The 23,907-nt window shown below is 60.4% G+C and carries 20 protein-coding genes and 1 pseudogene; 11 read left to right on the top strand and 10 right to left on the bottom strand.

Features of this window, described 5'->3' with window-relative positions:
* The first annotated feature begins 16 nt into the window (after window positions 1-16).
* The 7 genes from ABCW43_RS16650 to ABCW43_RS16620 all read left to right on the top strand — a co-directional run bounded on the left by ABCW43_RS16650 (window position 17) and on the right by ABCW43_RS16620 (window position 8,043).
* Complete coding sequence (locus ABCW43_RS16650; RefSeq protein ID WP_345926390.1) at window positions 17-937, top strand: ABC transporter permease; 921 nt, start codon at window positions 17-19, stop codon at window positions 935-937.
* A 10-nt stretch (window positions 938-947) separates the two neighbouring features.
* Complete coding sequence (locus ABCW43_RS16645) at window positions 948-1,811, top strand: ABC transporter permease (protein WP_345926388.1); 864 nt, start codon at window positions 948-950, stop codon at window positions 1,809-1,811.
* Window positions 1,812-1,839: 28 nt separating this feature from the next.
* Entirely contained in the window at window positions 1,840-2,622 is a 783-nt protein-coding gene (locus ABCW43_RS16640) for an SDR family NAD(P)-dependent oxidoreductase (protein WP_345926386.1), read from the top strand.
* Window positions 2,623-2,628: 6 nt separating this feature from the next.
* Window positions 2,629-3,627 carry an ABC transporter ATP-binding protein gene (locus ABCW43_RS16635; RefSeq protein WP_345926384.1) on the top strand — a complete coding sequence of 333 codons (999 nt, stop codon included), beginning with the start codon at window positions 2,629-2,631 and terminating at the stop codon, window positions 3,625-3,627.
* Entirely contained in the window at window positions 3,624-4,601 is a 978-nt protein-coding gene (locus tag ABCW43_RS16630) for an ABC transporter ATP-binding protein (RefSeq protein ID WP_345926382.1), read from the top strand. Before ABCW43_RS16635 ends, ABCW43_RS16630 begins: the two co-directional genes overlap by 4 nt.
* A gap of 9 nt (window positions 4,602-4,610) precedes the next feature.
* Window positions 4,611-6,965, top strand: coding sequence for a penicillin acylase family protein (locus ABCW43_RS16625; protein ID WP_345926380.1), 2,355 nt, complete (start codon window positions 4,611-4,613; stop codon window positions 6,963-6,965).
* A gap of 151 nt (window positions 6,966-7,116) precedes the next feature.
* Window positions 7,117-8,043, top strand: a complete 927-nt coding sequence (locus ABCW43_RS16620) for an ArsR/SmtB family transcription factor (protein ID WP_345926378.1) — start codon at window positions 7,117-7,119, stop codon at window positions 8,041-8,043.
* Window positions 8,044-8,083: 40 nt separating this feature from the next.
* On the opposite strand, the gene arfA is transcribed toward ABCW43_RS16620, so the two are convergent.
* The 7 genes from arfA to ABCW43_RS16585 all read right to left on the bottom strand — a co-directional run bounded on the left by arfA (window position 8,084) and on the right by ABCW43_RS16585 (window position 16,200).
* Window positions 8,084-9,631, bottom strand: coding sequence for an arabinosylfuranosidase ArfA (gene arfA / locus ABCW43_RS16615; protein WP_445738969.1), 1,548 nt, complete (start codon window positions 9,629-9,631; stop codon window positions 8,084-8,086).
* A gap of 45 nt (window positions 9,632-9,676) precedes the next feature.
* Window positions 9,677-10,573 (bottom strand): ABC transporter ATP-binding protein, encoded by an 897-nt coding sequence (locus ABCW43_RS16610; RefSeq protein ID WP_345926374.1) that lies wholly within the window; start codon window positions 10,571-10,573, stop codon window positions 9,677-9,679.
* Complete coding sequence (locus ABCW43_RS16605) at window positions 10,570-11,634, bottom strand: ABC transporter ATP-binding protein (RefSeq protein ID WP_445738968.1); 1,065 nt, start codon at window positions 11,632-11,634, stop codon at window positions 10,570-10,572. The genes ABCW43_RS16610 and ABCW43_RS16605 overlap by 4 nt, the downstream gene beginning before the upstream one ends.
* A 2-nt stretch (window positions 11,635-11,636) precedes the next feature.
* Window positions 11,637-12,497, bottom strand: a complete 861-nt coding sequence (locus ABCW43_RS16600; protein WP_345926370.1) for an ABC transporter permease — start codon at window positions 12,495-12,497, stop codon at window positions 11,637-11,639.
* Window positions 12,494-13,501, bottom strand: coding sequence for an ABC transporter permease (locus ABCW43_RS16595; protein ID WP_345926368.1), 1,008 nt, complete (start codon window positions 13,499-13,501; stop codon window positions 12,494-12,496). The genes ABCW43_RS16600 and ABCW43_RS16595 overlap by 4 nt, the downstream gene beginning before the upstream one ends.
* Before the next feature lie 64 nt (window positions 13,502-13,565).
* Window positions 13,566-15,464 (bottom strand): ABC transporter substrate-binding protein, encoded by a 1,899-nt coding sequence (locus ABCW43_RS16590; protein ID WP_445738957.1) that lies wholly within the window; start codon window positions 15,462-15,464, stop codon window positions 13,566-13,568.
* 430 nt (window positions 15,465-15,894) lie between these two features.
* Window positions 15,895-16,200: a hypothetical protein gene (locus tag ABCW43_RS16585; protein ID WP_037078614.1), complete on the bottom strand. Its 306-nt coding sequence runs from the start codon at window positions 16,198-16,200 to the stop codon at window positions 15,895-15,897.
* 257 nt (window positions 16,201-16,457) lie between these two features.
* Here ABCW43_RS16585 and ABCW43_RS16580 point away from each other — a divergent pair.
* Window positions 16,458-16,738: pseudogene (locus tag ABCW43_RS16580) on the top strand (gamma-glutamyltransferase); the annotation flags it as partial.
* A gap of 64 nt (window positions 16,739-16,802) precedes the next feature.
* On the opposite strand, the gene ABCW43_RS16575 reads toward ABCW43_RS16580, so the two are convergent.
* Genes ABCW43_RS16575 through ABCW43_RS16565 form a run of 3 tightly spaced genes read right to left on the bottom strand, consistent with a single transcriptional unit; the run spans window position 16,803 to window position 20,368 of the window.
* Window positions 16,803-17,624 carry an alpha/beta hydrolase gene (locus ABCW43_RS16575; protein WP_345926365.1) on the bottom strand — a complete coding sequence of 274 codons (822 nt, stop codon included), beginning with the start codon at window positions 17,622-17,624 and terminating at the stop codon, window positions 16,803-16,805.
* 13 nt (window positions 17,625-17,637) lie between these two features.
* Complete coding sequence (locus ABCW43_RS16570; protein WP_345926363.1) at window positions 17,638-19,125, bottom strand: NAD-dependent succinate-semialdehyde dehydrogenase; 1,488 nt, start codon at window positions 19,123-19,125, stop codon at window positions 17,638-17,640.
* 16 nt (window positions 19,126-19,141) lie between these two features.
* A complete protein-coding gene (locus ABCW43_RS16565; protein ID WP_345926361.1) occupies window positions 19,142-20,368 on the bottom strand; it encodes an iron-containing alcohol dehydrogenase in 1,227 nt (408 codons plus the stop codon).
* A gap of 223 nt (window positions 20,369-20,591) precedes the next feature.
* On the opposite strand from ABCW43_RS16565, the gene ABCW43_RS16560 reads away from it, so the two are divergent.
* The 3 genes from ABCW43_RS16560 to ABCW43_RS16550 are packed head-to-tail and all read left to right on the top strand — an operon-like array spanning window position 20,592 to window position 23,870.
* A complete protein-coding gene (locus ABCW43_RS16560) occupies window positions 20,592-21,290 on the top strand; it encodes a GntR family transcriptional regulator (protein WP_345926359.1) in 699 nt (232 codons plus the stop codon).
* Window positions 21,291-21,300: 10 nt separating this feature from the next.
* Window positions 21,301-22,881 (top strand): sugar ABC transporter ATP-binding protein, encoded by a 1,581-nt coding sequence (locus ABCW43_RS16555; RefSeq protein WP_445738956.1) that lies wholly within the window; start codon window positions 21,301-21,303, stop codon window positions 22,879-22,881.
* Window positions 22,878-23,870: an ABC transporter permease gene (locus ABCW43_RS16550; protein ID WP_345926355.1), complete on the top strand. Its 993-nt coding sequence runs from the start codon at window positions 22,878-22,880 to the stop codon at window positions 23,868-23,870. Before ABCW43_RS16555 ends, ABCW43_RS16550 begins: the two co-directional genes overlap by 4 nt.
* The last annotated feature ends 37 nt before the right edge of the window (window positions 23,871-23,907 follow it).

The raw sequence follows: 23,907 nt of genomic DNA, 5'->3' as shown, positions 1-23,907 counted from the left end.
GACGGATAATACGATCATGTTGAGATACGCCGTCGAACGTTTGATACAGGCGATCATTGCGATCTTCGGCGTTCTCACCATCGTCTTCGTCGTCATGCATCTCTCGGGCGACCCGACCCTGCTGCTCGTGCCGCAGGACGCATCGGCCGAGATGATCGCCCAGTTGCGCAGCCAGCTCGGTTTCGACCGGCCGATCTGGGTGCAATATCTCGAATATCTGGGCGGCCTTGCACATTTCGACTTCGGTATTTCCGTCGTCCAGCGGGTGCCGGCATTCGATATCGTCGTTTCGCGCCTCCCCTATACGACGATGCTTGCCGCCGGCGCGCTGGTGGTTGCGATCGGCATGGGCATTCCGGCCGGCATCGTCATGGCGACCAGGCGCGGGGGCTGGTTGGAACGGCTTCTGACCGCGATCGTCGTTACCGGCCAGAGCGTGCCGACCTTCCTGTCGGGCATCGTGCTGATCTTCGTCTTCGGCGTGACGCTGCGTTGGCTGCCGACCTCAGGCTCCGGCGATTTCGCCTCGCTGATCATGCCCTCGATCGCACTTGGCGCCATCTCGATGTCGACTTTTGCCCGCATGACCCGGATTTCGATCATCGACGAACTCGGCAAGGACTATGTGCGGGCAGGGCGCGCCCGTGGCTTGTCGCTCGGCTCCGTGGTGTTCCGCCATGTGCTGCGCAATGCCGCGATCCCGGTGATCACCATCGCCGCGCTCGAAATCGGCAACCTGCTCGCCGGCGCCGTCATCGTCGAGACCGTATTCGCCTGGCCGGGCATCGGCCAGCTCGCCATCCAATCCATCCAGTCGCGCGACTTCCTGGTCGTCCAGGTAATCGTGCTGCTGATTTCGTTTGTCTATGTGCTGACCAGCGTGATTGCGGATTTCGTCTACGCGCTCGTCGATCCGCGCATCCGTCTGGTTCGATAAGGAGAAGGCTTTGAGCACCGCCGTCCTCGCCCTTCGCCAACGCCTTCGCCGGGTCCCCCTCTCGGTCATCGTCGTGTCGATCATCTTCCTGGTGATCGTGCTTCTGGCGATCTTCGCGCCCTGGGTGGCGCCCGCCGATCCCAACCGGCAGAACCTGCTCGGCCGCCTGAAGCCGCCGGGCTTCGAGATGCGCGGCATTACCTACTGGCTCGGCACCGACGATCTCGGCCGCGATCTGCTGTCGCGCACGCTTTACGGGGCAGGTGTCTCGCTCTCCGTCGCGGTGCTCTCCGTGGTCGTCTCGTCGCTCGTCGGCGTGACGCTCGGCATGATCGCCGGCTGGTTCCGAGGCAAGATCGAGATTCTTATCATGCGCCTCGTCGATATCATGATGTCGATCCCGGCCATTCTGCTGGCGGTGCTCACCGTCGCGGTGCTCGGCCCCGGCTTCCTGAAGCTGGTCCTGGTGCTCGGGCTTACCCGCTGGCCGCGCTATACCCGCGTTGCCTATGCCCAGACGCTACAGGTCGCGAACCTGCCGTTCATCAAGGCCTCGGAACTTGCAGGGGCAGGGGCGGCGCGCATCCTTTTCCACCACATCCTGCCGAATATCGCCGGCCCCGTGCTGATCGTCGCCACCGCTGAATTCGGCCTGATGATCCTGATGGAAGCAGGCCTTTCCTTCCTCGGCCTCGGCATCCAGCCGCCGGCTTCGAGCTGGGGTTCGATCATGAGCGTCGGCCGTCAATATATCGAACGGGCCTGGTGGATCGTCGCCTTTCCCGGCGTCTGTCTCTTCCTGCTCGTTTTTTCCGTCAACGTACTCGGCGACTGGTTGCGAGACCAACTCGACCCGCGTTCCCGTTCGCGTTGAACCATCTGGCGCATTGAGGTTTCAAGTCATGGAATTCGAAAACAAGACCATCGTCATCACGGGCGCCGCCGGCATCTTCGGTCGCTGGATCGCCGCCTATTTCGCCCGGGAGGGCGCAAGGCTTTGCCTCAGCGACGTCCGCATGGATGGGCTGGAAAAGGCAGTTTCCGAGCTCGGCCTCGAGCGCTCCAAGGTTCTGCTGCATGCGACTGAACTGACCAGCGACGCCTCGATGCTCGAACTCGTCGATCTCGTGAAGCGTGAATGGAAAGCGCCGGACATCCTCGTCAACAATGCCGGCATCTATACCCGCTTCAGCCTGCTCGACATGGATTTCTCCGACTGGGACCGCGTCTTCGGCGTCAACCTGCGGGCGCCCTTCGTGCTCTCGCGCGAGTTCGCCAAGCTGATGATCGCCGAAGGCAAGGCCGGCTCGATCGTCAACATCTCCTCGGGTGCTGCCCGCAAGATGAACCAGAATTCCGTCCCATATTGTACATCGAAGACCGCGATCGAGCGGCTCTCCAAGGGGTTCGCCATGGAGCTCGCCGAGTACGGTATTCGCGTCAACGTCGTCGAGCCGGGCTTTGCGCCGGGCAGCGAGGTGAGCGAGCTTTCCGACGAATACGTCACCAACATGCTGAAGAACATTCCGCTCGGTCGCGCCAGCGGTCCGCAGGATGCGCCGGGCGCCATCGCCTATCTCTGCTCGGAAAAGGCGGCATTCATCACCGGCGCCGTGATCAGCGTCGATGGCGGCAATTCGATCGGCAATTACAAGCGCCCCGAACGGGCCAAGACGGTTGGCTGAGGAGGCATGATGGACGCCGCTGCCAATCCACTGCTGACCATCGACCGGCTGACCATCGATATCGGTGGCGCCAACGTCGTCGATGATATCTCCTTCACGGTCGCGCCCGGCAAGGTCATGGCGCTGGTGGGGGAGTCGGGCTGCGGCAAGTCGCTGACCTCCTATGCCATGCTCGGCCTGCTGCCGCCGGCCGCCCGGCGCACCGCCGGCCGGATCATGCTCGAAAACACCGATCTCGCGGCGCTGTCCGAGCGGCAGTTCCGCAAGGCGCGCGGCAAGGACATCTCGATCATCTTCCAGGAGCCGAGCGCCTCGCTCGACCCGCTGACGACGGTCGGTTCGCAGATTGCCGAGGCCTATCGTGTCCATCACGGCGTCTCGAAGGCCGAGGCCTACGAGAAGGCGCGGCAGATGCTGGTCGATGTCGGCATTCCCGACCCGACAAGGCGGCTGGACCAATACCCGTTCGAACTCTCCGGCGGCATGTGCCAGCGCATCATGATCTCGATTGCGCTGATCTGCGGCCCGCGCGTGCTCGTCGCCGACGAACCGACCACGGCGCTCGACGTGACCATCCAGGCGCAAATCCTCGATCTCATGAAGAAGCTGGTCGCCGATCGCGGCACGGCGATCGTTCTGATCACCCATGATATGGGCGTGGTCGCCGACATCGCCGACGACGTAGCGGTCATGTATGCCGGCCGCATCGCCGAAATCGCGCCGGTGCACGATCTCTTCCGGCAGCCGAAGCACCCTTACACGGCTCTCTTGCTGGCAAGCGTTCCCAAGCTCGATGATGCGCCGAAGGCGGACCTCGCGACCATCGAGGGGACGGTGCCGACGCCGAACGAATTCGGCGTCGGCTGCCGTTTTGTCGACCGCTGTCCTCTCGCGACCGACAAGTGTCGCACCGAACAGCCGCCGCTTTTCGATTGCGGCGGAGGCCATCGCTCGGCCTGCTGGCATATCGACCGCATGGCGGAAATCCGCGGGGTGGCGGCATGAGCGAGCATCGGAACGTTCTCGAAATCCGCGACGTCGCGGTGCATTTCGGCGGCCGCGGCGGCCTGCTCGGCAAGGCCGGCCCGGTGGTCAAGGCCGTCAACGGGGTCGATCTCGATATCGCCCGCGGCGAGACGGTGGCGCTGGTCGGTGAATCCGGCTGCGGCAAGTCGACCCTTTCCAATACCATTGTCGGCCTGCAGGCTCCCATTTCCGGAAGCGTGCGCATAAGCGGCGATGAAGTGGTTAGCGCCAATCGCCGGCAGCTCAACGATATCCGCCGCAAGGTGCAGATGATCTTCCAGGATCCGGCCTTGTCTCTCGATCCGCGGTCCACGGTGGGCGCCACGATCGGCGAACCGCTGATCGTGCGCGGCGTCGCCAAGGGCAAGGCGCTGAAGGAACGTGTCGCAACGCTGCTGCAACAGGTCGGCCTGCGTCCCGAACATGCGGATCGATATCCGCACCAGTTCTCCGGCGGCCAGCGCCAGCGCGTAGTGATCGCCCGTGCACTTGCCCTGGAGCCGGATCTATTGATCTGCGACGAGCCGGTCTCGGCACTCGACGTCTCGGTGCGCGCCCAGATCCTCAACCTGCTGGTCGCGCTGCAGAAGCGCACCGGCGTCTCCTATCTGTTCGTCAGCCATGATCTCGGTGTGGTCCGGCATATCTGCGACCGGGTGGTGGTCATGTATCTCGGCCGGTTCGTCGAGATGGCCGACCGCGATACCTTCTTCGCCAATCCGAAACATCCCTATACCAAGGCGCTGATGTCGGCCGTGCCGGAGGCCGACCCGGAGGTGCAGCGCGCCAAGCAACGCTTTATCCTCAGCGGTGAGCTGCCAAGCCCTTCAAACATTCCGTCGGGCTGCGCCTTCCACACGCGCTGTCCGCTTGCGACCGAAATCTGCTCGAAAGAACGGCCGGAACTGACGCCGCGTGCCGACGGCGCGCGCGTTGCCTGCCATCACGCCTAAGAGAATGCCATGAGCAACGTCACAACGAACGAAACACTCCGGCTGACCGGCCTCGATGCTCAAGCAGAAATCCGCATCGACCGCTGGGGCATCCCGCATATCAGGGCGGCAAGCGATAAGGACCTGTTCTTCGTCCAGGGGTTCAACGCCGCCCGCGACCGGCTGTGGCAGCTCGACCTGTGGCGCAAGCGCGGCCTCGGGCTTCTCGCCGCCGATTTCGGCCCCGGCTATCTGGCGCAGGATCATGCCGCCCGGCATTTCCTCTATCGCGGCGACATGGCCCCGGAATGGATTTCCTATGCACCGGATACGCAGGCGATCTGCACCGCCTTTGCTGCCGGCATCAACGCCTATGTCACGCTCTGCGAGGCGGAGCCGGCCCGCCTGCCGCCCGAATTCGCGGTCTTCGGCACCAAGCCGTCGCGCTGGGAGCCGGCTGACGTGGTGCGAATCCGCAGCCATGCGCTGACCCGCAACGGCATTTCGGAAATCCTGCGCGCCAACATCATGGCGCTTGCGGACGCGGAAACGGACCTGCTGCGCTTCGAACTCGATCCGCCCGTGTCGCCGAAACCGGCCGACGGGATCTCACTCGCCGATATTCCGCTCGCCGCGACCCGTCTCTTCAAGCTTGCCACCGCGGCCGTCACCTTCGACAAGGCCCGGCTGGCGGCAACGCTCGACGACGTCTGGAAATGGACGGACGTGACCGATCTCGGCGATATCGTGCAAGCGATCGCGGAGGAGGGGTCAAACAACTGGGCCATCCACGGCTCGCGCACCGAGACCGGTCGTCCGATCCTCGCAAGCGATCCGCACCGGGCGCATGCCGTGCCGTCGCTGCGCTATCTCGTCCACCTAGAAGCTCCCGGCCTCAACGTCATCGGTACGGGTGAACCGACCGCGCCCGGCATCTCGCTCGGCCATAACGACCGTACCGCCTTCGGCCTCACCATCTTCGGCACCGATCAGGAAGACGTCTATGTTTACGAGACGAAGGACGGCGATGCGGAACACTATCGTTATGGCGACGGCTGGGAGAAGATCACTCGCGTGGAGGAGAATTTCGCGGTCAAGGGTCATGCCGAGCAGACGCTGACGCTCTCCTTCACCCGCCACGGCCCGATCCTCCACGAGAACCCGAAGATCCGCCAGGTCATTGCCATGCGCTCCGTCTGGCTGTCGCCCGGTTCGGCCGCCTATCTGGGCAGCCTGTCCTATATGCGCAGCGGTTCGGTGCAGGCGTTTTCGCAGACACTCGGGTCCTGGGGCACTCCGTCCGTCAACCATGTCATTGCCGATGTGGATGGCAATATCGGCTGGTTCACCGCCGGTTTCACGCCGGTGCGCCGCAACTGGGAAGGGCTGCTGCCCGTGCCGGGCCACGGCTCTCATGAATGGGATGGGTTCCTGTCGGCCGGCGATCCGCCCCACGCCTATAACCCAGCGGATGGCTTCGTCGCCTCCGCCAACGAGATGAACCTGCCGGCCGACCGCGACCCGGCAGCCCCTTCTATCGGCCACGAATGGGCGGAGGTCAGCCGCGCCCAACGCATCAAGTCGGTCCTGCGCGCCGATCCCAAACACACGCTGCAGGCCTCGATGGCTTTGCAGACCGATGTCTATTCCCGCCCGGCCGCGACCATCTGCGCCGTGCTTCAAAAAGTTGCCAGCGGTCAACCGCTGGATGACCGGCAGGAGTGCGCCACAAAGCTTTTCGACGGCTGGGATTACCGTCTCGAAGCGGGGAGTGCACCCGCCACGCTCTTCGAAGTCTGGTGGATGAAGCACCTGCGGCCGGCGCTGTTGGCGAGGTTCGCACCGAACCAGACCGTCCGCCAACTGCTGCTGCCCGGCGATGTCGACCGTATGCTGGTGCTGCTCAGCGAGCCCGGCACATTCTGGGACGCCACCGATCGCAACGCCATGCTGCTATCGACGCTTTCCGAAGGTTTTGCCGATTGCGAAACCCGGCTCGGCCCTGATCCAGCCGCCTGGCGCTGGGGCGACCTGCACCGCGCGCTCTTCGAACACGCGACTAGCCGTATCAAGACCGAAGACGCCACGGTGTGGAACGTCGGCCCGCTACCGCTGGGAGGCAGCCGCTCCACACCCATGCATGCCGGTTACCGGATGGGCGATTTCGGCGTCAACGCCGGCGCCTCCGTCCGTCTCGTCATGGATGTCGGCGACTGGGACAACAGCGTCTGCATCAACACCCCCGGCCAGTCCGGTGATCCCCGTTCGCCTCATTATGGGGATTTGGCCCGCATTTGGTCGAAAGGCGAATACGTGCCGCTCCTTTACAGCGACGGCCGCATCGCCGAGGAAACGATCCATCGCATTATGCTTCTGCCGGCTTGAGCGGGCGAGACCTTTACCACCACCCGATCTGCATCTGAGTGGGCGCACCTTGTTGAGATTTTGGGGCGGCTAACATGCCAGCCGCCGAAAAATTCGCTCTTACTAAACCAAAAATCCTGATACAGATGAAGGACAACAGTATGACTGAAGTATGAAGCCTAATTTTCTGACAGTATCCGCGGGTACCGGCAGCTTGGTTCTAAAGGGCCTGGCTTCACCCATTCGAGTCAACATTCTTCAGCTTCTCCATGATCGGGGGAAACTGAACGTCAATGAAATCAGCGCGGCCTTGTCGCTGCCCCAATCGACTGTTGCCGTGAACATTCTGACCCTTGAAGAGGCCGGTCTTATCGAGACCTCTTCCGTCAAGGCGACCAAAGGCAATCAGAAGGTTTGCAGCGCCAAATACGACGAGATCATCGTCCGGTTCGACACGGCTGAAAAAGCAACCAGAAACAACCAGATCGAGGTCGCGATGCCTCTCGGGCTCTATACGAGCTGCGAAGTTTCCGCACCCTGCGGGCTTTGCTCGCCCGACGGCGTCATAGGCTTGCTGGATGTCCCCGATTTCTTTCTGGATCCCGGCCGGGTGCAAGCCGCGTTGATCTGGTTCGGGCGCGGCAATGTCGAATACAAATTTCCAAACAACGCCAAGCTTGTGAAGTCAGCGGTCGAGGCAATCGAATTTTCGATGGAGCTTTCGTCGGAAGTGCCGGGGACGAACGTCAACTGGCCGTCCGACATAACGCTGTGGATCAACGAACATCGCATCGGGACCTGGACGTCACCCGGTGACTACGGCGACAAACGCGGGGTCTATACGCCACAATGGTGGAAGCTTGAAGGCTCTCAATACGGAAAGCTGAAGACCTGGCGCGTCACCAAGCAGGGATCGTTTATCGACGGCGTATCGATCTCCAACGTCACAATCGACGACATCGGCTTGGCCGAGCATCATTCGATCAGGATGAAAATCGGCATAGAGGAGAATGCCCCCCACCCAGGGGGCATCAACATCTTCGGTCGCGGCTTCGGCAACTACGACCAGGACATCATCATGCGGCTCTATCTCGCCTGACGGCGACTTGGGCGAGCACGATCCTTCCTCAACCTCGGTTTCACAGGGAAGCGCCAAACTGAACGACGTTCCACGACGCCGGGGGAACAGTGACGGCGACAGTGCCACTCGCCACCTCTATGTCCCTCAGATTGTGAGGGGCCACCTTGTCCGGCTCATTCTTGGTGTTGCTCGCCTTGAGGTCATGGTGATGCAGCGAATGTGCTCGCTGCAGCTTTAGCCCGCCAAAGCCGGTTGCCGCGATATCAATCTGCATATCGTCGGAAAGGTGCCGGTTCAAGATAAAGAGGGTGACTGTCTTGTTCTCTTGCGAATGCACTGCCGAGAACTTGAGGTAGGGAACCGCGTCGATCTTGTCGTACAGGTCTTCCGTGTGCGTGGGGTCGTAATAGCGTGTGGCATAGGTCGGCGTATCCACGCGAGTTCTGAGAACACTGCCCCTGCCAAGATTGCTGAAGTCCGAGAAAGGCCAAAAGATCGTTTGCCGCCAGGCCGGACCACCGGTTTCCGTCATGATGGGGGCGATGGCGTTTACAAGCTGGGCGAGGCATCCGGCCTTGACGCGATCGGCGTGATTGAGGAGTGAGATGCATGCGCCGCCGAAGGCAAGCGCATCCTGCATGTCGTATTCCTCCTCCAGGATGGGTGGGGCAACGGGCCATCCTTCCTTGACGCGGTTATGTTCGCCGCGCCGGGTGCGATACCAGACATTCCACTCATCGAAACTCAGCATGATGCGCTTGCGGGAGCGACGGCGCGCCGCGACGGCATCGGCGATCGAAACCACTTCTTCGATGAAGCTGTCCATCAGGTCAGGGCTTGCGAGGAACGACGGGGTATCGTCGGCATAATTATTGAGATAGGTGTGCAGCGATATGAACTCGACATGATCGAACGTGTGTTCGAGGACGATCCTCTCCCATTCGCCATATGTCGCCATTTTTCGCCCGGAGGATCCGCAGGCCGCCAGTTCAATGGTCGGATCGGTCATCCGCATCATCTTTGCGGTCTCGGCGGCGATGCGGCCGTATTCCTCGGCAGTTTTCGCCCCCATCTGCCAGCCGCCGTCCATCTCGTTGCCCAGGCACCAGAATTTGATGTCGTGCGGTTTTTCCCAACCGTGCTGTTGGCGAAGGTCGGAAAGGTGGGTGCCCGACGGATGATTGCAGTATTCAAGCAGATGGCGGGCTTCGTCTGGTCCGCGCGTGCCGAGGTTGACAGCCAACATCGGTTCGATGCCGGCAACCCGGCACCAATCCATGAACTCGTTGGTTCCGAAATGATTGGTATCGACGGATTTCCATGCGAGATCGAGGCGGCGTGGGCGCTGCTCGACCGGGCCCACGCCATCCTCCCAATTGTAACCGGAGACGAAGTTGCCGCCCGGGTAGCGCATGATGGTGGGATTGAGCTCGCGCACGAGCTCCAGAACATCCCGCCTGAACCCTTTTTCGTCAGCCGTTGGATGGCCAGGTTCGAAAATGCCGCCGTAGACGCAGCGGCCAAGATGCTCGATGAATGCGCCGAACAGACGGTTGTCGGTTTCACCAATGATAAAGTCCCGGTCGAACCGGGCTTGGGCCTTGATCATCTCTCAAATCTCACTTTGTTTCAGGAAACGGGTAATTCGCCGCTAATGCGGCTGCAGCTCTGTCTCTTCGGTCGATGGCTGGGGTGATGCACGCGCTTGCTGGGTCGCGGCGCTGTCGCCGGTCAGCACGCCGCGACCGTTCGGATCGGGAGACAGGATGGCGGACTTCAGGAGTTGCGAGTACGGATGCTGGGGGTTGTCAAGGACCGGGCGCGCCTCACCGCTTTCGACGATCTCCCCCTTGCGCATGATGATGATCCTGTCGCTGACGTAATAGGCCGTCGCAAGATCGTGCGTGATGTAGATGATCGAAACCCTGAGATCATCGCGCAGTGCACGAAACAGATTGACGATGGACATTCTCAGCGAGGCATCGACCATCGAAACCGGCTCGTCCGCGACGAGCATAGACGGGCCTGGGATAAGTGCCCGGGCAATCGCCACCCGCTGGAGCTGACCTCCGGAGAGCTCATGAGGGAACCGGCCGCGGACTTCGGCAATCGACAGGCCGACGTTGTTCAGCGCCCTGTCGGCAACGGCTTCCATCTGCGCGGGTGAACGGGCGTCAGTGAAGTTCCTTGCCGTCATGAACAGATAGCGATCGACGCGTTTCAAGGGATTGAACGCCTCAAAAGGGTTCTGGAAGATCGGCTGGACCTCTTTCATGAACCTTCGCCGCGCTCCAGGTCCGCGGATCGAAGCCAGGTCGCGGCCCTTGAATAAGATCGTCCCCGCGCTTGGCCGGACCATGTTGAGGATCATCCTCGCAAGTGTCGTCTTGCCGCTTCCGGATTCGCCGATGATCGTAAAGACTTGAGGTTCATCCCCCTCCAGGCGGAACGATACGTTGTCGACGGCACGGAATTCCTGACGGCCAAGCAAGCCCCCTCGTTTGTAGAGCCTGGAGACGCCGTCGAGTTGTAGAAGGGGAGCCGTCATCGCTCGATCTCCAATCCCTCGGGCTGGGTCGGTCTCCCATCAGGTGTCGGCAGGACGTCCGGACTCGCCGCAAAACAGGCCACCCTATGATCTTCTGCAAGGGTGGTAAGGGCAGGATTTTCGTGTCGGCAAATCTCCATCGCCAGTGGGCATCGCGGATGGAAACGACACCCTTTTGGAGGATCGGCCAGGTTCGGCGGGGTTCCGTGAAGCCCGTCACGTCTATGCCTGTCGCCGATCGTCGGCAGGCTGGCGATCAGATGGGCCGTGTACGGATGCAGGGGATTGGCGAAGACGTCAGCCGTTCGCCCCTCTTCGACGAGCCGGCCGGCATACATGATGCCCAGCCTGTCCGCGATATTTGCATGAACCGTCAGGTCATGGGTCACGAAGATCATTGAAGATCCGAATTCATGTTGTGTTTCCCGGATCATCGCCAGGACGTCTTTCTGTACGACGACATCGAGCGCGGTCGTCGGTTCGTCGGCGATGATGAATTCCGGCTTACAAAGCGTAGCAAGTGCAATACAGACACGCTGCCGCATCCCGCCCGACAACTCGTGCGGATAGGAACGGAGTATCTCAGCAGGAAGGCGCAGCCGCTCCAGATGGCGCCGCACCTCCTGGTCGAACTCGGCGCGTCCCAGATGCATGTGCCGGAACGCGAAGTCCTCGAACGTTTTGTGAATGCGACGAACGGGATTGAGCACGTTCATCGAGCCTTGCAGGATGTAGGAGAGGTGTTGCCAGCGGATCGCTGTGCGTCGTGCCGGGGGCAGAGCGTAGAGATCATCGTCGATGAAGCTATAGTTCACCTGCCCGCCAACAATTTCCAGCGGGGGTCTGATCGCAGCCGCGATCGCTTTGATGAAAGTGGTTTTGCCGCAACTGGACTCGCCTGCAATGCCATAGATCTCGTGCTTGCGCACATGCATCGAGATCCCGTCGACAGCTCTTACTTCGCGGTCGATCCCGAAATATTTCATCCGGTAGTAGGCGCGGAGATCGCTCGTCTCCAGAACGTGGGCGTCCTCGCGGCCGGCTGGGGCTGAGATTCGCATCATCAGGAATTCCCCATCCGATCGAGCCGGCTGCGCGGATCGATGTATTCATTCATCGAGATGGCTAGAAGGAAGAGCCCGATGAACGTCAACGTCACGAAAAGGGTTGGGAAAAAGTACCACCACCAGACGCCGGACACCATTGCACTGTGCTGGTTGGCCCAGAAGATCATGCCGCCGATGGTCGGCGTGTCGACATCGGTAAAGCCCAGGACTGCAAGCGTGACTTCGAGCCCGATGGACCAGTTCATGTTGTTCATGAAAGTCGAGAAGACGATCGGGAGCACATAGGGCAGATGTTCCTGTGTGACGATCCTCGGCATGGACATGCCGGAGAAAATGCTGGTGTTGGTGAATTCACGGGTTCTGAGGCTTATCATGACTGATCGAATAAGCCGCGCATCGTAGGCCCATCCGAGGCCCGCCATGACCAGTGCAAGCACGAACCAGGTCATGTCGTCACGCAACACGAAATAGAGCAGGACCAGAAGCGGGAAGAGTGGGATGACGATAAAGGTATCGTTGATCGACATCAGGATCCGGTCGACGATCCCGCCGACATAACCGGAGATCAGCCCGATCACCAGGGAGAGAATGCGGCTGATAAGCGCTACGATGAAGCCGAAGGCGAGGGTATTGCGGATCGCAAAGGTCAATTGCCAGAAAATGTCCTGACCGCGCGAATTGGTTCCGAATACATATTCCAGCGAGGGTGGCGCATCCAAGGCCACAAGGTAGGAGTCGATCGGCTCGTAGGGGGAGAAGAAAGAGGCCGCGGCGATGCCGAGGATGATCGCCATGATCACGCATCCGATCGCGAACTCGCCGTTATAACGGAACAGGTCTCTCAGGACGGCAATCATTGGGTCACCTGTACGCGCGGGTCGATCAGGGGATAGATGATGTCGATGATGAAGACGGCTGCAGAGACAGCGATGATGGCAATCGACGTGATCCCCAGAACGAGCGAATAATCCGCCGCATGGACTGCCTCGACCAGGAGGCGGCCGATGCCCGGGTAGCCGAAAACCTGCTCGGTGATTACCGCGCCGTTGAAGATTGCGCCGATCGACATCGCAAGGCCGGTGATCTGCGGCAAGAATGCGTTACGCATCACGTAGGACGTCACCAGCCGCCTCTCGGGAACACCGGCGAGTGCAGCGTATGTGACATAGTCGTCGGTAACGATATTCGAGACCAGCGCCCGCATTCCCATGAACCAGCTTCCGACGCCGACGAGAATGAGAGAGAGCGAAGGCAGAATGGAGTGCAACAGAACGCTGCCCACGAATTGCGGCGTCCAGCCGGTCGCAAGGTTCATCTCGTAGCCGCCGCTGCTCGGCAGGATCGGCAGGAGGAATGTGAAGACGATCAACAGAACGAAGGCGACAATGTAGTAGGGCACGGGATGGAGCCCCATCATGATCATTCCGAGGATCCGAAGGATCCGATTGCGGCTGTAGTAGCCCGCCAGTCCGCCGAGGATATTGCCGATAAACCAGCTCAACACGGTGGACACAGTCAGGAGGCCAATCGTCCAGGGGATGGCTCTTCCGATCAGTTCACTCACGGGCGTGGGGAATGCCGACAGTGAGGGGCCGAAGTCGAGCATGGCAAGTCGTCGCCAGAAAATCAGATATTCCTCCCACAGATTGTCGCCGACGCCGTAGAGTTCCTTGAGGGACTGCCGAAGAAGCTCGATGGATTCGGGGCTGGAAAAGCCAAATGTGCTCACTTGAGCGACGGCATGCTCGACCGGATCTATCGGCGTAAGATGCGTGATCAGAAACGTGATGCTGATGCCGACAAAAACGACCAGCGCGAACTGCAGGACGCGCTTGGCCACGTAGATGGCGTAGGAACGCATTGATGCCTCGCATATCGGGATGAGGTCTCCGCCCGGCACCTTGGAGGCGCCGGGCGGCAGTTTCTCACTTGGCCGGCTTGGTCGGCTTCAAATTAACCATCATGTATTTGGTGTTACCCCAGTTGGCGACCGGGTTCGTGTAAGGCTTGGTTGCGAGGCTCGGGAAGCCGGTCCAGTATGTCGTGTCCATGGTCGCGAAGACGTTGTAGGCCATGAGCGGAATGATCGGCATCTCCTCCGTGGCCAACTTCAGATAATCGAGACCAAGCTCGACCCCACGCGGATCGTCGAAATCGATCGTGCGGATCTCCTCGATGATCTTGTCCAGCCTCGGTTCTTTCCAACGTTGCCAGTTTCTCGGCGGTTGCACCTTGCCGACATCGACAACAAACTGGGAATGCCAGCTGTCGAGGAAGAACGACAGGTCAGGGTGACCACCCCAGGTTTCCACGCTCCAGCCTATGAAGGTGTCGAAGTCGCCGACGCCTCGCCGGTCAAGCATCGTTCCCTGGGCGACGTCGATATTCGCATCGATGCCAAACCGCCGCCATTGTTGCGCGATGATCGATCCGGCGCGTGTCATGACCGGCCTGAGATCGCCTTCCACCATGACCTTCACGGAGAATGGCTGCCCGTTCGGCTGAAACCAGCGCTCGCCCTGTTTGGTGAAGCCGGCTTTCTGGAGAAGTTCGGTTGCCGCCTCCGGGTCAGGTTTCCACCATCCGCGGCCAAACGCTGTCGCAATATCTGCCGCGTCCGTTGGTATCTGCTCCTTGAGGGACGGGCGCAGCATTTCTGCGATCTGCTTGCCTGTCGTCGGGTCGTAGGGCTTGATCTTGCGCTTGCCCGTGTCGAGCTCGAAACCCGTCAGCCACTGCTCCATGGGTTCGAAATAATATTTCGGATAAAGTCCGGTCGGCGGCACTCCGATTGCGGAAATGGTGGCCGCGCCCCGATAGGAGGCCATGCTGACGGCCTTGATGTCGATCAGCAGGGCCAGCGCCCAGCGTACGTCCTTGTTCTGGAATTTCTCCAGCCGATGGTTGAAGATGACCGAAGGCAATGTCGGATCAGGGTGTGCGTACGGGAAACCCTTGAACCAACTGACCGACGACGGCGAGTCCTTGGCGAGCGTGAACATGCCTTCGGGGGACAGGTCGTGGATGACGTCGAGACGATGATTGAGCTGCTCGATAACCCGTTTTTCCGGCGGTCCCGGGTCAATATAGGCGAGGTAACCTGGGCCAGGCTCGCCGAACCGGGCAACCGTGGTACGCTTCCAATCCTCGCGTTTCTTCCAGATGAACCACTTGCCGCCGCGGTCGAAATTGTGGAGCGTATAGGCACCCAGCCCAACCGGCGGGTTAAAGTCGAACTTGAGAACGTCACCGACCTTCTCAAAGACGTGCTTCGGCATCATCCACATGGCGTTCCAGCGAACCGTAAACAGTGCATGGAACCGTGAATTGGGCTTTTTGAGCTTGAAGAGCACTTCAGTCGGGCTCTTCTTCTCGATCGCCGCGACGTTGATCTGGACTGGGGCGCTCCAGCGCAGGCCGCTGGTCTTCATGTGGGTTTCGATCGTGAACACGACGTCGTCGGCGGTGAATTCGATGCCATCGCTCCAGAAGATGCCGGAGCGGAGCTTGACGGTCATCTCCGTGAAATTCTTGTTATAAATCGGTTTTTCCGTCGCAAGGGAATTGTCCCAGACACCGTCGATGCCGTGATCGGGGTCGATGTACCAGAAGGTGTCCATCACGTTCTGATGGAGGCCCGTCGTCTGACCGCCGGCATTGATAGCCCAAATGTTGAACCATCCGGCGTTTTTGATTGTCCCTTCCGGGTTTTCGAGAATCAGTAGCTGTTCTCGGGGCAAATCGTTGCTCGGCACTTGCCCAAGCGCCGGCCTGGTCGCGAGAAATGTTCCCGCGAGCCACATAAATGTTCTTCTCGAAAGCATGCCGTTATCCTCCCAGTTCCAGCGTGCTAATCGGCTATCCGAATGGCTCAGATACTGCCTGAGCGCCTGAGAATGTCAACCGAATTTATGATTTATATCATATTATTTGATATACAACGTTGAGTTTTTTGGCCGAGCTAGCGGCCTTCGGCCGACTGCGCCTAATGTGGGATGAGGTCCTTGATCGTCGTCTTGCGACGTTTACAGCCGGGCGGGCGAAGATGAACGCTGTGAGGGGTTCCTGTCGTGCTGCCGCGGCAGCCGGCAGTGGCAGAACCTCACAGTCGAAGATGACATGCGGATCCATGGACGCGAGACAAGCGAAATTCACAGGACGTCGTCGCGGTCCTGATCCAGCCGGCGAAACGCTCGGTACCGAGGTCATTGCGACCGGTGCAACGCAGGCTGAACTCGCCGAGGGCGCGACTTCTTAAATCCCTGACCCGTCGAACTGCTGGGCGTCGCTGCCTTCCCAGGGTGAGGGCAGCGAGAGGCGATTGAGGTTGGCTGAGGGCATCGGCATCCAACACTTCAATTCCGGCTCAGCATATTCGATGACGTGCCCGGGCGAGGAATCGGAGGCGCGCCAGCCTTCTCCACCGAACTGATCGCCATTCGACCAATACGCGAGGTCAACTTCTGCTGGCCCCTGTTCGGAAGGGCGGATCGTGACTAAGATCCGACTACCGTCTCTCGGTGCGCTTGCCATGTGGCGCCAGCGGTCTTTCTCGTCCATGGTTTTCCTCCTGCCTTGCCGCAGGTTGCAACTGTCGCCCCGCCATCGAAGACGGTCAACTCAAACTTTGCAGAACTTCCATGATTCACTATCGATCGACAGTCGATCAACATATCAGCAATCTCGTGGTTCCATCGGACCGCAACGTCGTGTGCTGTGGCACAATTTTCTGAGCAAGCGGACGCAATCCAGCCTCAAACCGCGCAACATCAGAGGACTCGGCCTTTCAGCCGCCGCTCGTCGTAAAACAGAACGGACAGGCAATGGGGCATGCTCAATTCCTCTCCGAGTTGATCGACTATGGACTGGGCATTCAGGGCGCCATTGATCTCCCGCGCCTCTTTCCGCCGCCGGGACCGGCGACAGTCGAGATGGAAGGCAGTCTTCGGCAGTCTGCTGGTGACTATTCACGCCAACGGGCTTCAAAGTGCAGCCGCCGAACTGGGCCATTGGCGGCGCCCAGGCGATATGGATCGATTGGGAGCACAGGACGCTTCACGGCGCGTCGGATCATCGCAAGGACGGTTGGTGCGTTGGGATATTAAATCGCGACAGAACGCCAGCCATGATCGATTGGCCGAACGCCGATCTCGGTTCTTCCTTCAGGAAGAAGACTGAATGAGCCTCGTTAAGATATCGCCGGCGTCGGTCCCTGGAATGCCGAGATCTCGAACGCTGTCCATGTGATTTCGGCCCGGTATGATTTTGGAGGATACCGGAAGCCCTTGTTGTCTCAATGATGCGGAAAAGGCGTCTAGCTGCGCATGAAAGGGCGGAGTCTCGTTGCCGCCGACGGCCAGAATTGCGCGGCAGCGTTGATCGTGCTGATGGTTTAGGGGGGTGAAATCGACGACTTCTTCGCCCGTAAGCGCGATTTCCTTCTGCAGAAAAGACTCCTGCAGCGGTGAAAGATCGTAGAGACCGCCAAGAAGAAACGCACCATTTACCGACGACTTCGCTTGCTCGCGGTGAAACAAGAAGCTGGCGAGATGCGCCCCGGCGGAATGGCCACTGATCGTGAGGAGCGACGGGTCGCCGCCATATTCGGTGATCCGCTCGAGAACCCACTGTTTCGCCCGCCGTGCCTGGTCGACGAGTACGGCCATCCGCGCACGAGGCATCAATGCGTAATCGACGATGACCGCAATTGCGCCGGCCTTTGTGATCGTGTCGGCAACGTAGGAGTAGTCCCGTTTGGAAAACATCCGCCAGTAGCCGCCATGGATGAACATGTGCACGGGAAGGTTCTCGCGCGATCCTTCAGGAAAAAAGAGGTCGAGCGTTTCGCTTTCTCCTTTCCCGTAGGGCACATCCGCGATCATCGGGAGTTTGTCGCGCGTCGCGGCACTTCGTTTGACAATCTCCTCTACGATCGCATCGAAATCCGCGACATGACCGCGGATGCGGAAGGGGTCGGTCTCCAAATCTCCACTCCTGTCAGAAACTGGTAGCGATGTATTTTGCTTCCATGAACTCGGCTATGCCATGATGTTGGCCACCCTCGCGCCCGAGACCGCTTTGCTTGACTCCGCCGAAGGGTGCCGCGGGATCGGAAACAAGGCCTCGGTTCAGCGCGATCATGCCGGCTTCTATTTTGGATGAGACACGGAGCCCTCGCGCAAGATCACGAGTGTAGACGTAGGCCGCAAGGCCGTACTCGGTGTTGTTCGCCAGTTCTATGGCCTCCTCCTCGCTCTGAAAACTGGAAATTGGTGCGACCGGACCGAAGATTTCTTCGTGCGCCATATCGGCGTCGGCCGGGACGTCGGAAAGCACGGTCGGCGGATAGAAGAAGCCTGGATCCTTCGAACGCTCGCCGCCGCATAGAACCTTCGCACCGCGCGTCTTCGCATCGTCGACCAGGCGACCGATTTTCTCTACGGCTTTTTTGGTGATCATCGGCCCGCATTCGGTGAGGGCATCGGTTCCCGCGCCGACGTTCAACGCTGCCATTCGTTTCGTCAGCCCCTCCGCGAAGGCGTCGTGGATCCCCGACTGGACATATAGGCGGTTCGCAGCCGTGCAGGCCTCTCCGGCATTCCGCATCTTGGCAATCATCGCGCCATCGAGCGCGGCCTCCAGGTCAGCGTCATCGAAGACGATAAAGGGCGCGTTGCCGCCAAGCTCCATGGAGCAGGAAATGACATGTTTGGCCGCTTCCGCAAGCAGGGTGCGCCCGACGCCCGTCGAACCGGTGAAGGAGAGTTTCCTTACGCGCGGGTCGGCGAGGATCGCTGCTGTCACGGGGCCTGGATTGCTGGTCGTCAAAACGTTGACGACGCCGGGAGGTACGCCGGCTTCTTCATAGATCGACGCGAGCGCGTATGCCGTGAGAGGCGTTTCGCTGGCCGGCTTCAGGATCACGGTGCATCCAGCCGCCAGGGCGGGAGCGATCTTGCGCGTTGCCATGGCGGCCGGAAAATTCCACGGCGTGATCAACAGGCAGATGCCGATCGGCTGGTAATCGACGATGATCCTGTTCGATCCCGAAGGAGCAATACCGAACTCCCCGGTGATCCGGACGGCTTCCTCGGCATTCCAGCGGAAGAATTCGGCCGCATAGGCGACCTCGCCTCTCGCGTCTCTCAGGGCCTTGCCGTTTTCCATCGAAATCAATGTCGCCAGCATCTCCGCGCGTTCGATCATCAGTTCAAAGCAGCGCCTCAGGATTTCCGAGCGTTTGCGGGGTGCGGTTTCACGCCAAGAAACGGCAGCACGAGCTGCGGATTCGACCGCGGCGGCGGCGTCTTCGATCGTCGCATCGGGCACGGCGGCCAGAACGGCCTCGGTCGAGGGATCGATGACCTCGATCGTCTTTCCCGACTGCGACGACACCCATCCGCCGTCGATATAGAGCCCGCGCGACGCGGCCCGGATGTCAGGGAATTGACGATCATGGTGAAGGTTCGATTGGGCAACGGCCATGAGAATACTCCTGGAACTAGATTGCGCTTGCGGCAAGGTCGCCGTCATAGGCTGCCCGGACGAGACGTTTCATGGCCTCGATATCGAAAGGGCGGGGGTTGTTCTTGATCAAACGGTCGATGCTGAAGGCCTGTTCCGCGGTCCAGTCGATCTTGTCCGCCGGCAGACCGAGTGCATCGAGGGTCGGAGTAATGCCGATCGCCGCGAATAGCCGTCTGACTTCCTCGATCGCTGCCTCTGCCATTTCCTGTAGCCCAAGGCCCGTCTGATCGAGGCCCAGCGCCGCGCCGACCTCTGCCAGTTCCGGCGCCGAGGCGGAACTGTTGTAGCTCATGACATAGGGCATCAGAGTGGCAACGCCGAGACCATGTGCCGTATGGGTGAGCGCCCCAGCCGGATATTGGATCGCGTGGGCCGCCGCGGTGCCAGCGGTCCCGAACGCGCAGCCGGCGGCGAGTGCGCCCATCATCACATCGGATCGTGCGTCCTCGTCGGCGCCGTCGTTGCAGGCTTTCTCCAGGCTGCGGCCAAGTAGCTTTATGGCAAGCAGGGCGAAGTGATCGGTCAGCGCGCTTTTGCCGATGAACACGTGGTCCTGGGCAAGGGAGGAATCTGTACCCCGGCGGGCCGCGGTGAATGCTTCGATCGCGTGGGTGAGGGCGTCGGCTCCTGCCACCGCAGTCAGGCCGGGCGGGCACGACATCGTCAGTTCCGGATCACAAATGGCCGTGCTGGCTATCAAATAGGGACTGGAAATGCCAACCTTGAGCGTCCGATCGGGATCGGACACCACTGCGACCGGCGTAACTTCCGACCCGGTACCTGCGGTGGTGGGAACCGCGATCACGGGAAGCGTCGGGGCTGGAACTTTGAACTCTCCATAATAGTCCTGCAGGTTTCCACCATGGCTCAGGAGTAGTGCTGCGCACTTCGCCATGTCGAGGCAGCTACCGCCGCCAATCCCAATCACCATGTCAGGATTGAAGTCTCGCGCATCGTTCACGCACACTGCAACCGTATCGCGCGGAACGTCCGGCAGAACCCCGTCGTGGATCAGGACGTCGATGGACGCCGCTTGCAATGCCGTTACGATCTCAGCGAAGACGGCGGTTCGAGCGAAGCGCTGGTCGGTGCAGACGAGGGCCCGCGTCCCAAGTCTTGAAGCAACCCTTGGAAGCGCGTGTCGCTGTCCTTTCCCGAACAGAATTTCGTGCGGTAGCCGAATGGCGGCAAAATGGGTCATTGACGATGTCCTTTGACAATCGGTGTGTCGTGATCCGAGAGGGCGTCGAGCTCCTCCCAGAGCTGAAGCTGGATATCGAACCCATCTTCGCGGGCCTTGTTGCACCATGAGAGCAGACCCCGAGAGTCTCTCAATTTTGCCTCCAGGATTAAATCCTATAGGATATGGGATTGAATTGGTCGCAGCATCGTGTTAGCGGTTGGCCATGTCAAGAGGCAAAAATATGCAGAATACTCCTATAGTTCCCTCCGACGAGGCCGTCGGCAGTTCTTACATCCAGCGCAGCAACAGCCTTGCGGGAAGCGTCTACGAGGTCATTTTCGCACAGCTGATGTCGCTAAAAATTGCGCCCGGCGCACGCATCACGGTCGACAACCTGGTGCGAGAGCTGAACGTCTCGCAGACGCCGATCAGGGAAGCATTGGGCCGGCTTGAGGGCGAGGGACTGGTGGTCAAGACCCATCTGATCGGCTACAGCGCCGCGCCGCAGATTACCCGCCGCAGGTTCGACGAACTGTACGAACTTCGTCTTCTGCTCGAACCGGACAGCGCAGCCAGAGCCGCGGTCGCTATGGACGACGCCAAACTCGCGGCTCTTCAAGAGGCAGCCGGGGTCATGGGACGCAGGGAAGGAACCGACGAACGTATCCGCTATTCCACCTTCGCCCGACAGGATGCCGTCTTTCACGACCGGATCCTGGAGTTCGCCGGAAACGAACTCATCCGTGAGACGCTCAATCATCAGCACACGCACTTTCACATTTTCCGTCTGATGTTCCACTCGCGCGTGACCGAGGAGGCTCTGGACGAGCATGAGGCTCTGTTGACGGCCTTTGCCGCGGGAGATCCCGCGGCCGCCGAAAAGGCGATGCGGGTGCATATCGAACATTCTCGCGACCGGCTCCTGCCGGCTTTCGATTGAGGACCGATCGATGTCAACGGTCGTGAGCCTTGATCGGGAAAGGAGGAGCGGCGTGCCTCGAAGCGATGAAGCCGAGCGTCAGCCCGTCCTGCGCGCGGAAGGCATAGCGAAGCAATATGGGCCTGTGACAGTCCTGTCCGAGGTCACTCTCGACATCCTGCCCGGCGAAATCCACGCAATCATCGGAGAAAACGGCGCCGGAAAGTCGACGTTCATGCGCGTCCTTTCGGGATATGCCGAACCCACTTCCGGGACGCTGTTCATGGCCGGTCATGAGGTTCGCTTCTCCAGGCCCGAACAGGCGCAGAATGCCGGCATCGTCCTCGTGCATCAGGAGATATTGCTCGCCGATGGCCTCACCGTCGCCGAAAATCTGTTCCTAGGACGGGAATTGATGCGAGGCGGGCTCGTCGACGACCGGACGATGCGGCGTATCGCCAGGGAGAAGCTCGCGGAACTCGGCTGCACCGCCTCGCCAAATGCACTGGTGCGTGAGATCTCCCTGGCAGACCGCCAACTGGTGCAGATCGCCCGCGCTCTTCTCGACGACTACAGGCTCGTCATCTTCGACGAGCCGACTGCGGTTCTCACCGGCGAGGAGGTCGAGCGGCTTCTCGGCATCATCCTTCAGTTGAAAGAGCAAGGTGCAGCGGTCCTATACATCAGCCACCGCCTCGACGAGGTGCAACGGCTCGCCGACAGGGTGACGGTTCTGCGGGATGGCAAGATGGTCGGGACGTTCCCCGGCCACAGTCTTACCCAGATGGATATGGCGCGGTTGATGGTAGGTCGGGATCTCGCGGCACTTTATCCCGAAAGGAGTGCCGAGCCCCGTGGACAGGTAATGCTTGAGGTTCGCGACCTCGCCGTTCCAGGCTTCGCCAACAATATCTCGTTCTCGGTGCACAAGGGGGAAATCCTGGGGTTTGCCGGCATGATCGGTGCTGGCCGGACGGAGGTGTTCGAAGGCATCATGGGCCTTCGTCCCGCGACCGGATCCGTCGAACTCGACGGCAAGCCGATCGACATTCGCTCCGCGCGTTCCGCGCTGGACGCTGGCGTCGGTTATCTGACCGAGGACCGGAAAGGAAAAGGGCTGCTGCTTCAGGAGCGTCTCGCGCCCAATCTGACCCTTTCGGCGCTCGGTCGCTTCCATCCTGGACTTCTCATGCACAGGGGGCGTGAGCAGACTGCTTTGACCGAAGCAGTGGAACAATACGACATTCGGTTGAAAAGCCTTGGCGTGAAGGCGGGGCAGCTTTCGGGGGGCAATCAACAAAAGCTTCTGCTTGCCAAGGTTTTGCTCACCAATCCGTCCGTCGTCGTCATCGACGAGCCGACGCGTGGCATCGATATCGCCAACAAGGCACAGATCTACGCCTTCATCCACCGGCTGGTTGCCGAAGGCAAGGCATGCATCGTCATCTCTTCGGAAATGCAGGAACTCATCGGCATCTGTGATCGGATCCTCGTCATGCGAGAGGGGCGCATCACGGGAGAGGTTACCGGCGACAAGATGACGGAACACGATATTGCGCTGCTTGCCACAAGCGATGCGGCGGCAGCAACGGAGCAGGGAGGAAGACAATGACCGTCATCACGGGTTCGACGCCGCTTCGCCCGGAGCGCGAATGGAACATCGGCTGGACAGATATCGGTCCATTCCTAGCGCTTCTAGCGCTTCTCCTGGTTGGCTTCTTGATCAATCCGGATTTCCTGTCGGCCACCAATCTTGGAAACGTGATCACGCGCAGCGCGTTCATCGCGATCATAGCGGTGGGTGCGACATTCGTGATCTCGTCTGGAGGGCTCGACCTTTCGGTCGGTTCGATGGCCGCCTTCATCACCGGCGTCACCATTATGTTCATGAATGCCATGGCTCCCGACTGGGGTGTCCTGGCGATCCCCGCGGGCATGGCCATAGCCGTCGCCATCGGTCTCGCCTGCGGGCTGCTGAACGGCGTCATCGTCACCGTCGGAAAGATCGAACCATTTATCGCCACGCTTGGGACGATGGGTATCTTCCGAGCGCTGATCACCTACATGTCTGACGGAGGAACGATCCCGATCGACCGCAGCCTGCGGGACGCCTATCGGCCCGTCTATTTCGGAACAGTCGGCGGCATTCCGTATCCTATCCTCATCTCGATCGCAGTCGCCGCCGTGGCGTCCTTCGTTCTCTACAAGATGAAATACGGGCGGAGATGCGCCGCAGTCGGGGCCAACGAAGATGTCGCCCGCTACTCCGGCATCTCGATCGTCAAGACCCGCACGATCGCTTACGCCATCCAGGGAGCCTGTGTCGCTGTCGCCGCCATTTGCTATGTGCCGCGCCTCGGTGCCGCGACACCGACAACGGGCGTCCTTTGGGAGTTGCAGGTTATCACCGCGGTCGTCATCGGCGGCACGGCGCTCCGTGGAGGGAAGGGCCATGTCTGGGGCACGGTCGCAGGCGCCGTCATTCTTGAACTGATCGCCAACCTGATGGTGCTGTCCGACCTCGTCTCGGAATATCTCGTCGCAGGTGTCCAGGGCGTCATCATCATCATCGCCATGCTTATCCAAAGGTTTTCGAAATAACCCGTGTCCGGACCACACGGGTTCATGTTTGTGGGTC

The organism is Neorhizobium tunisiense (assembly GCF_039631515.1).
GTDB lineage: Bacteria > Pseudomonadota > Alphaproteobacteria > Rhizobiales > Rhizobiaceae > Neorhizobium.
This window is presented reverse-complemented; position numbering and strand designations above follow the sequence as displayed.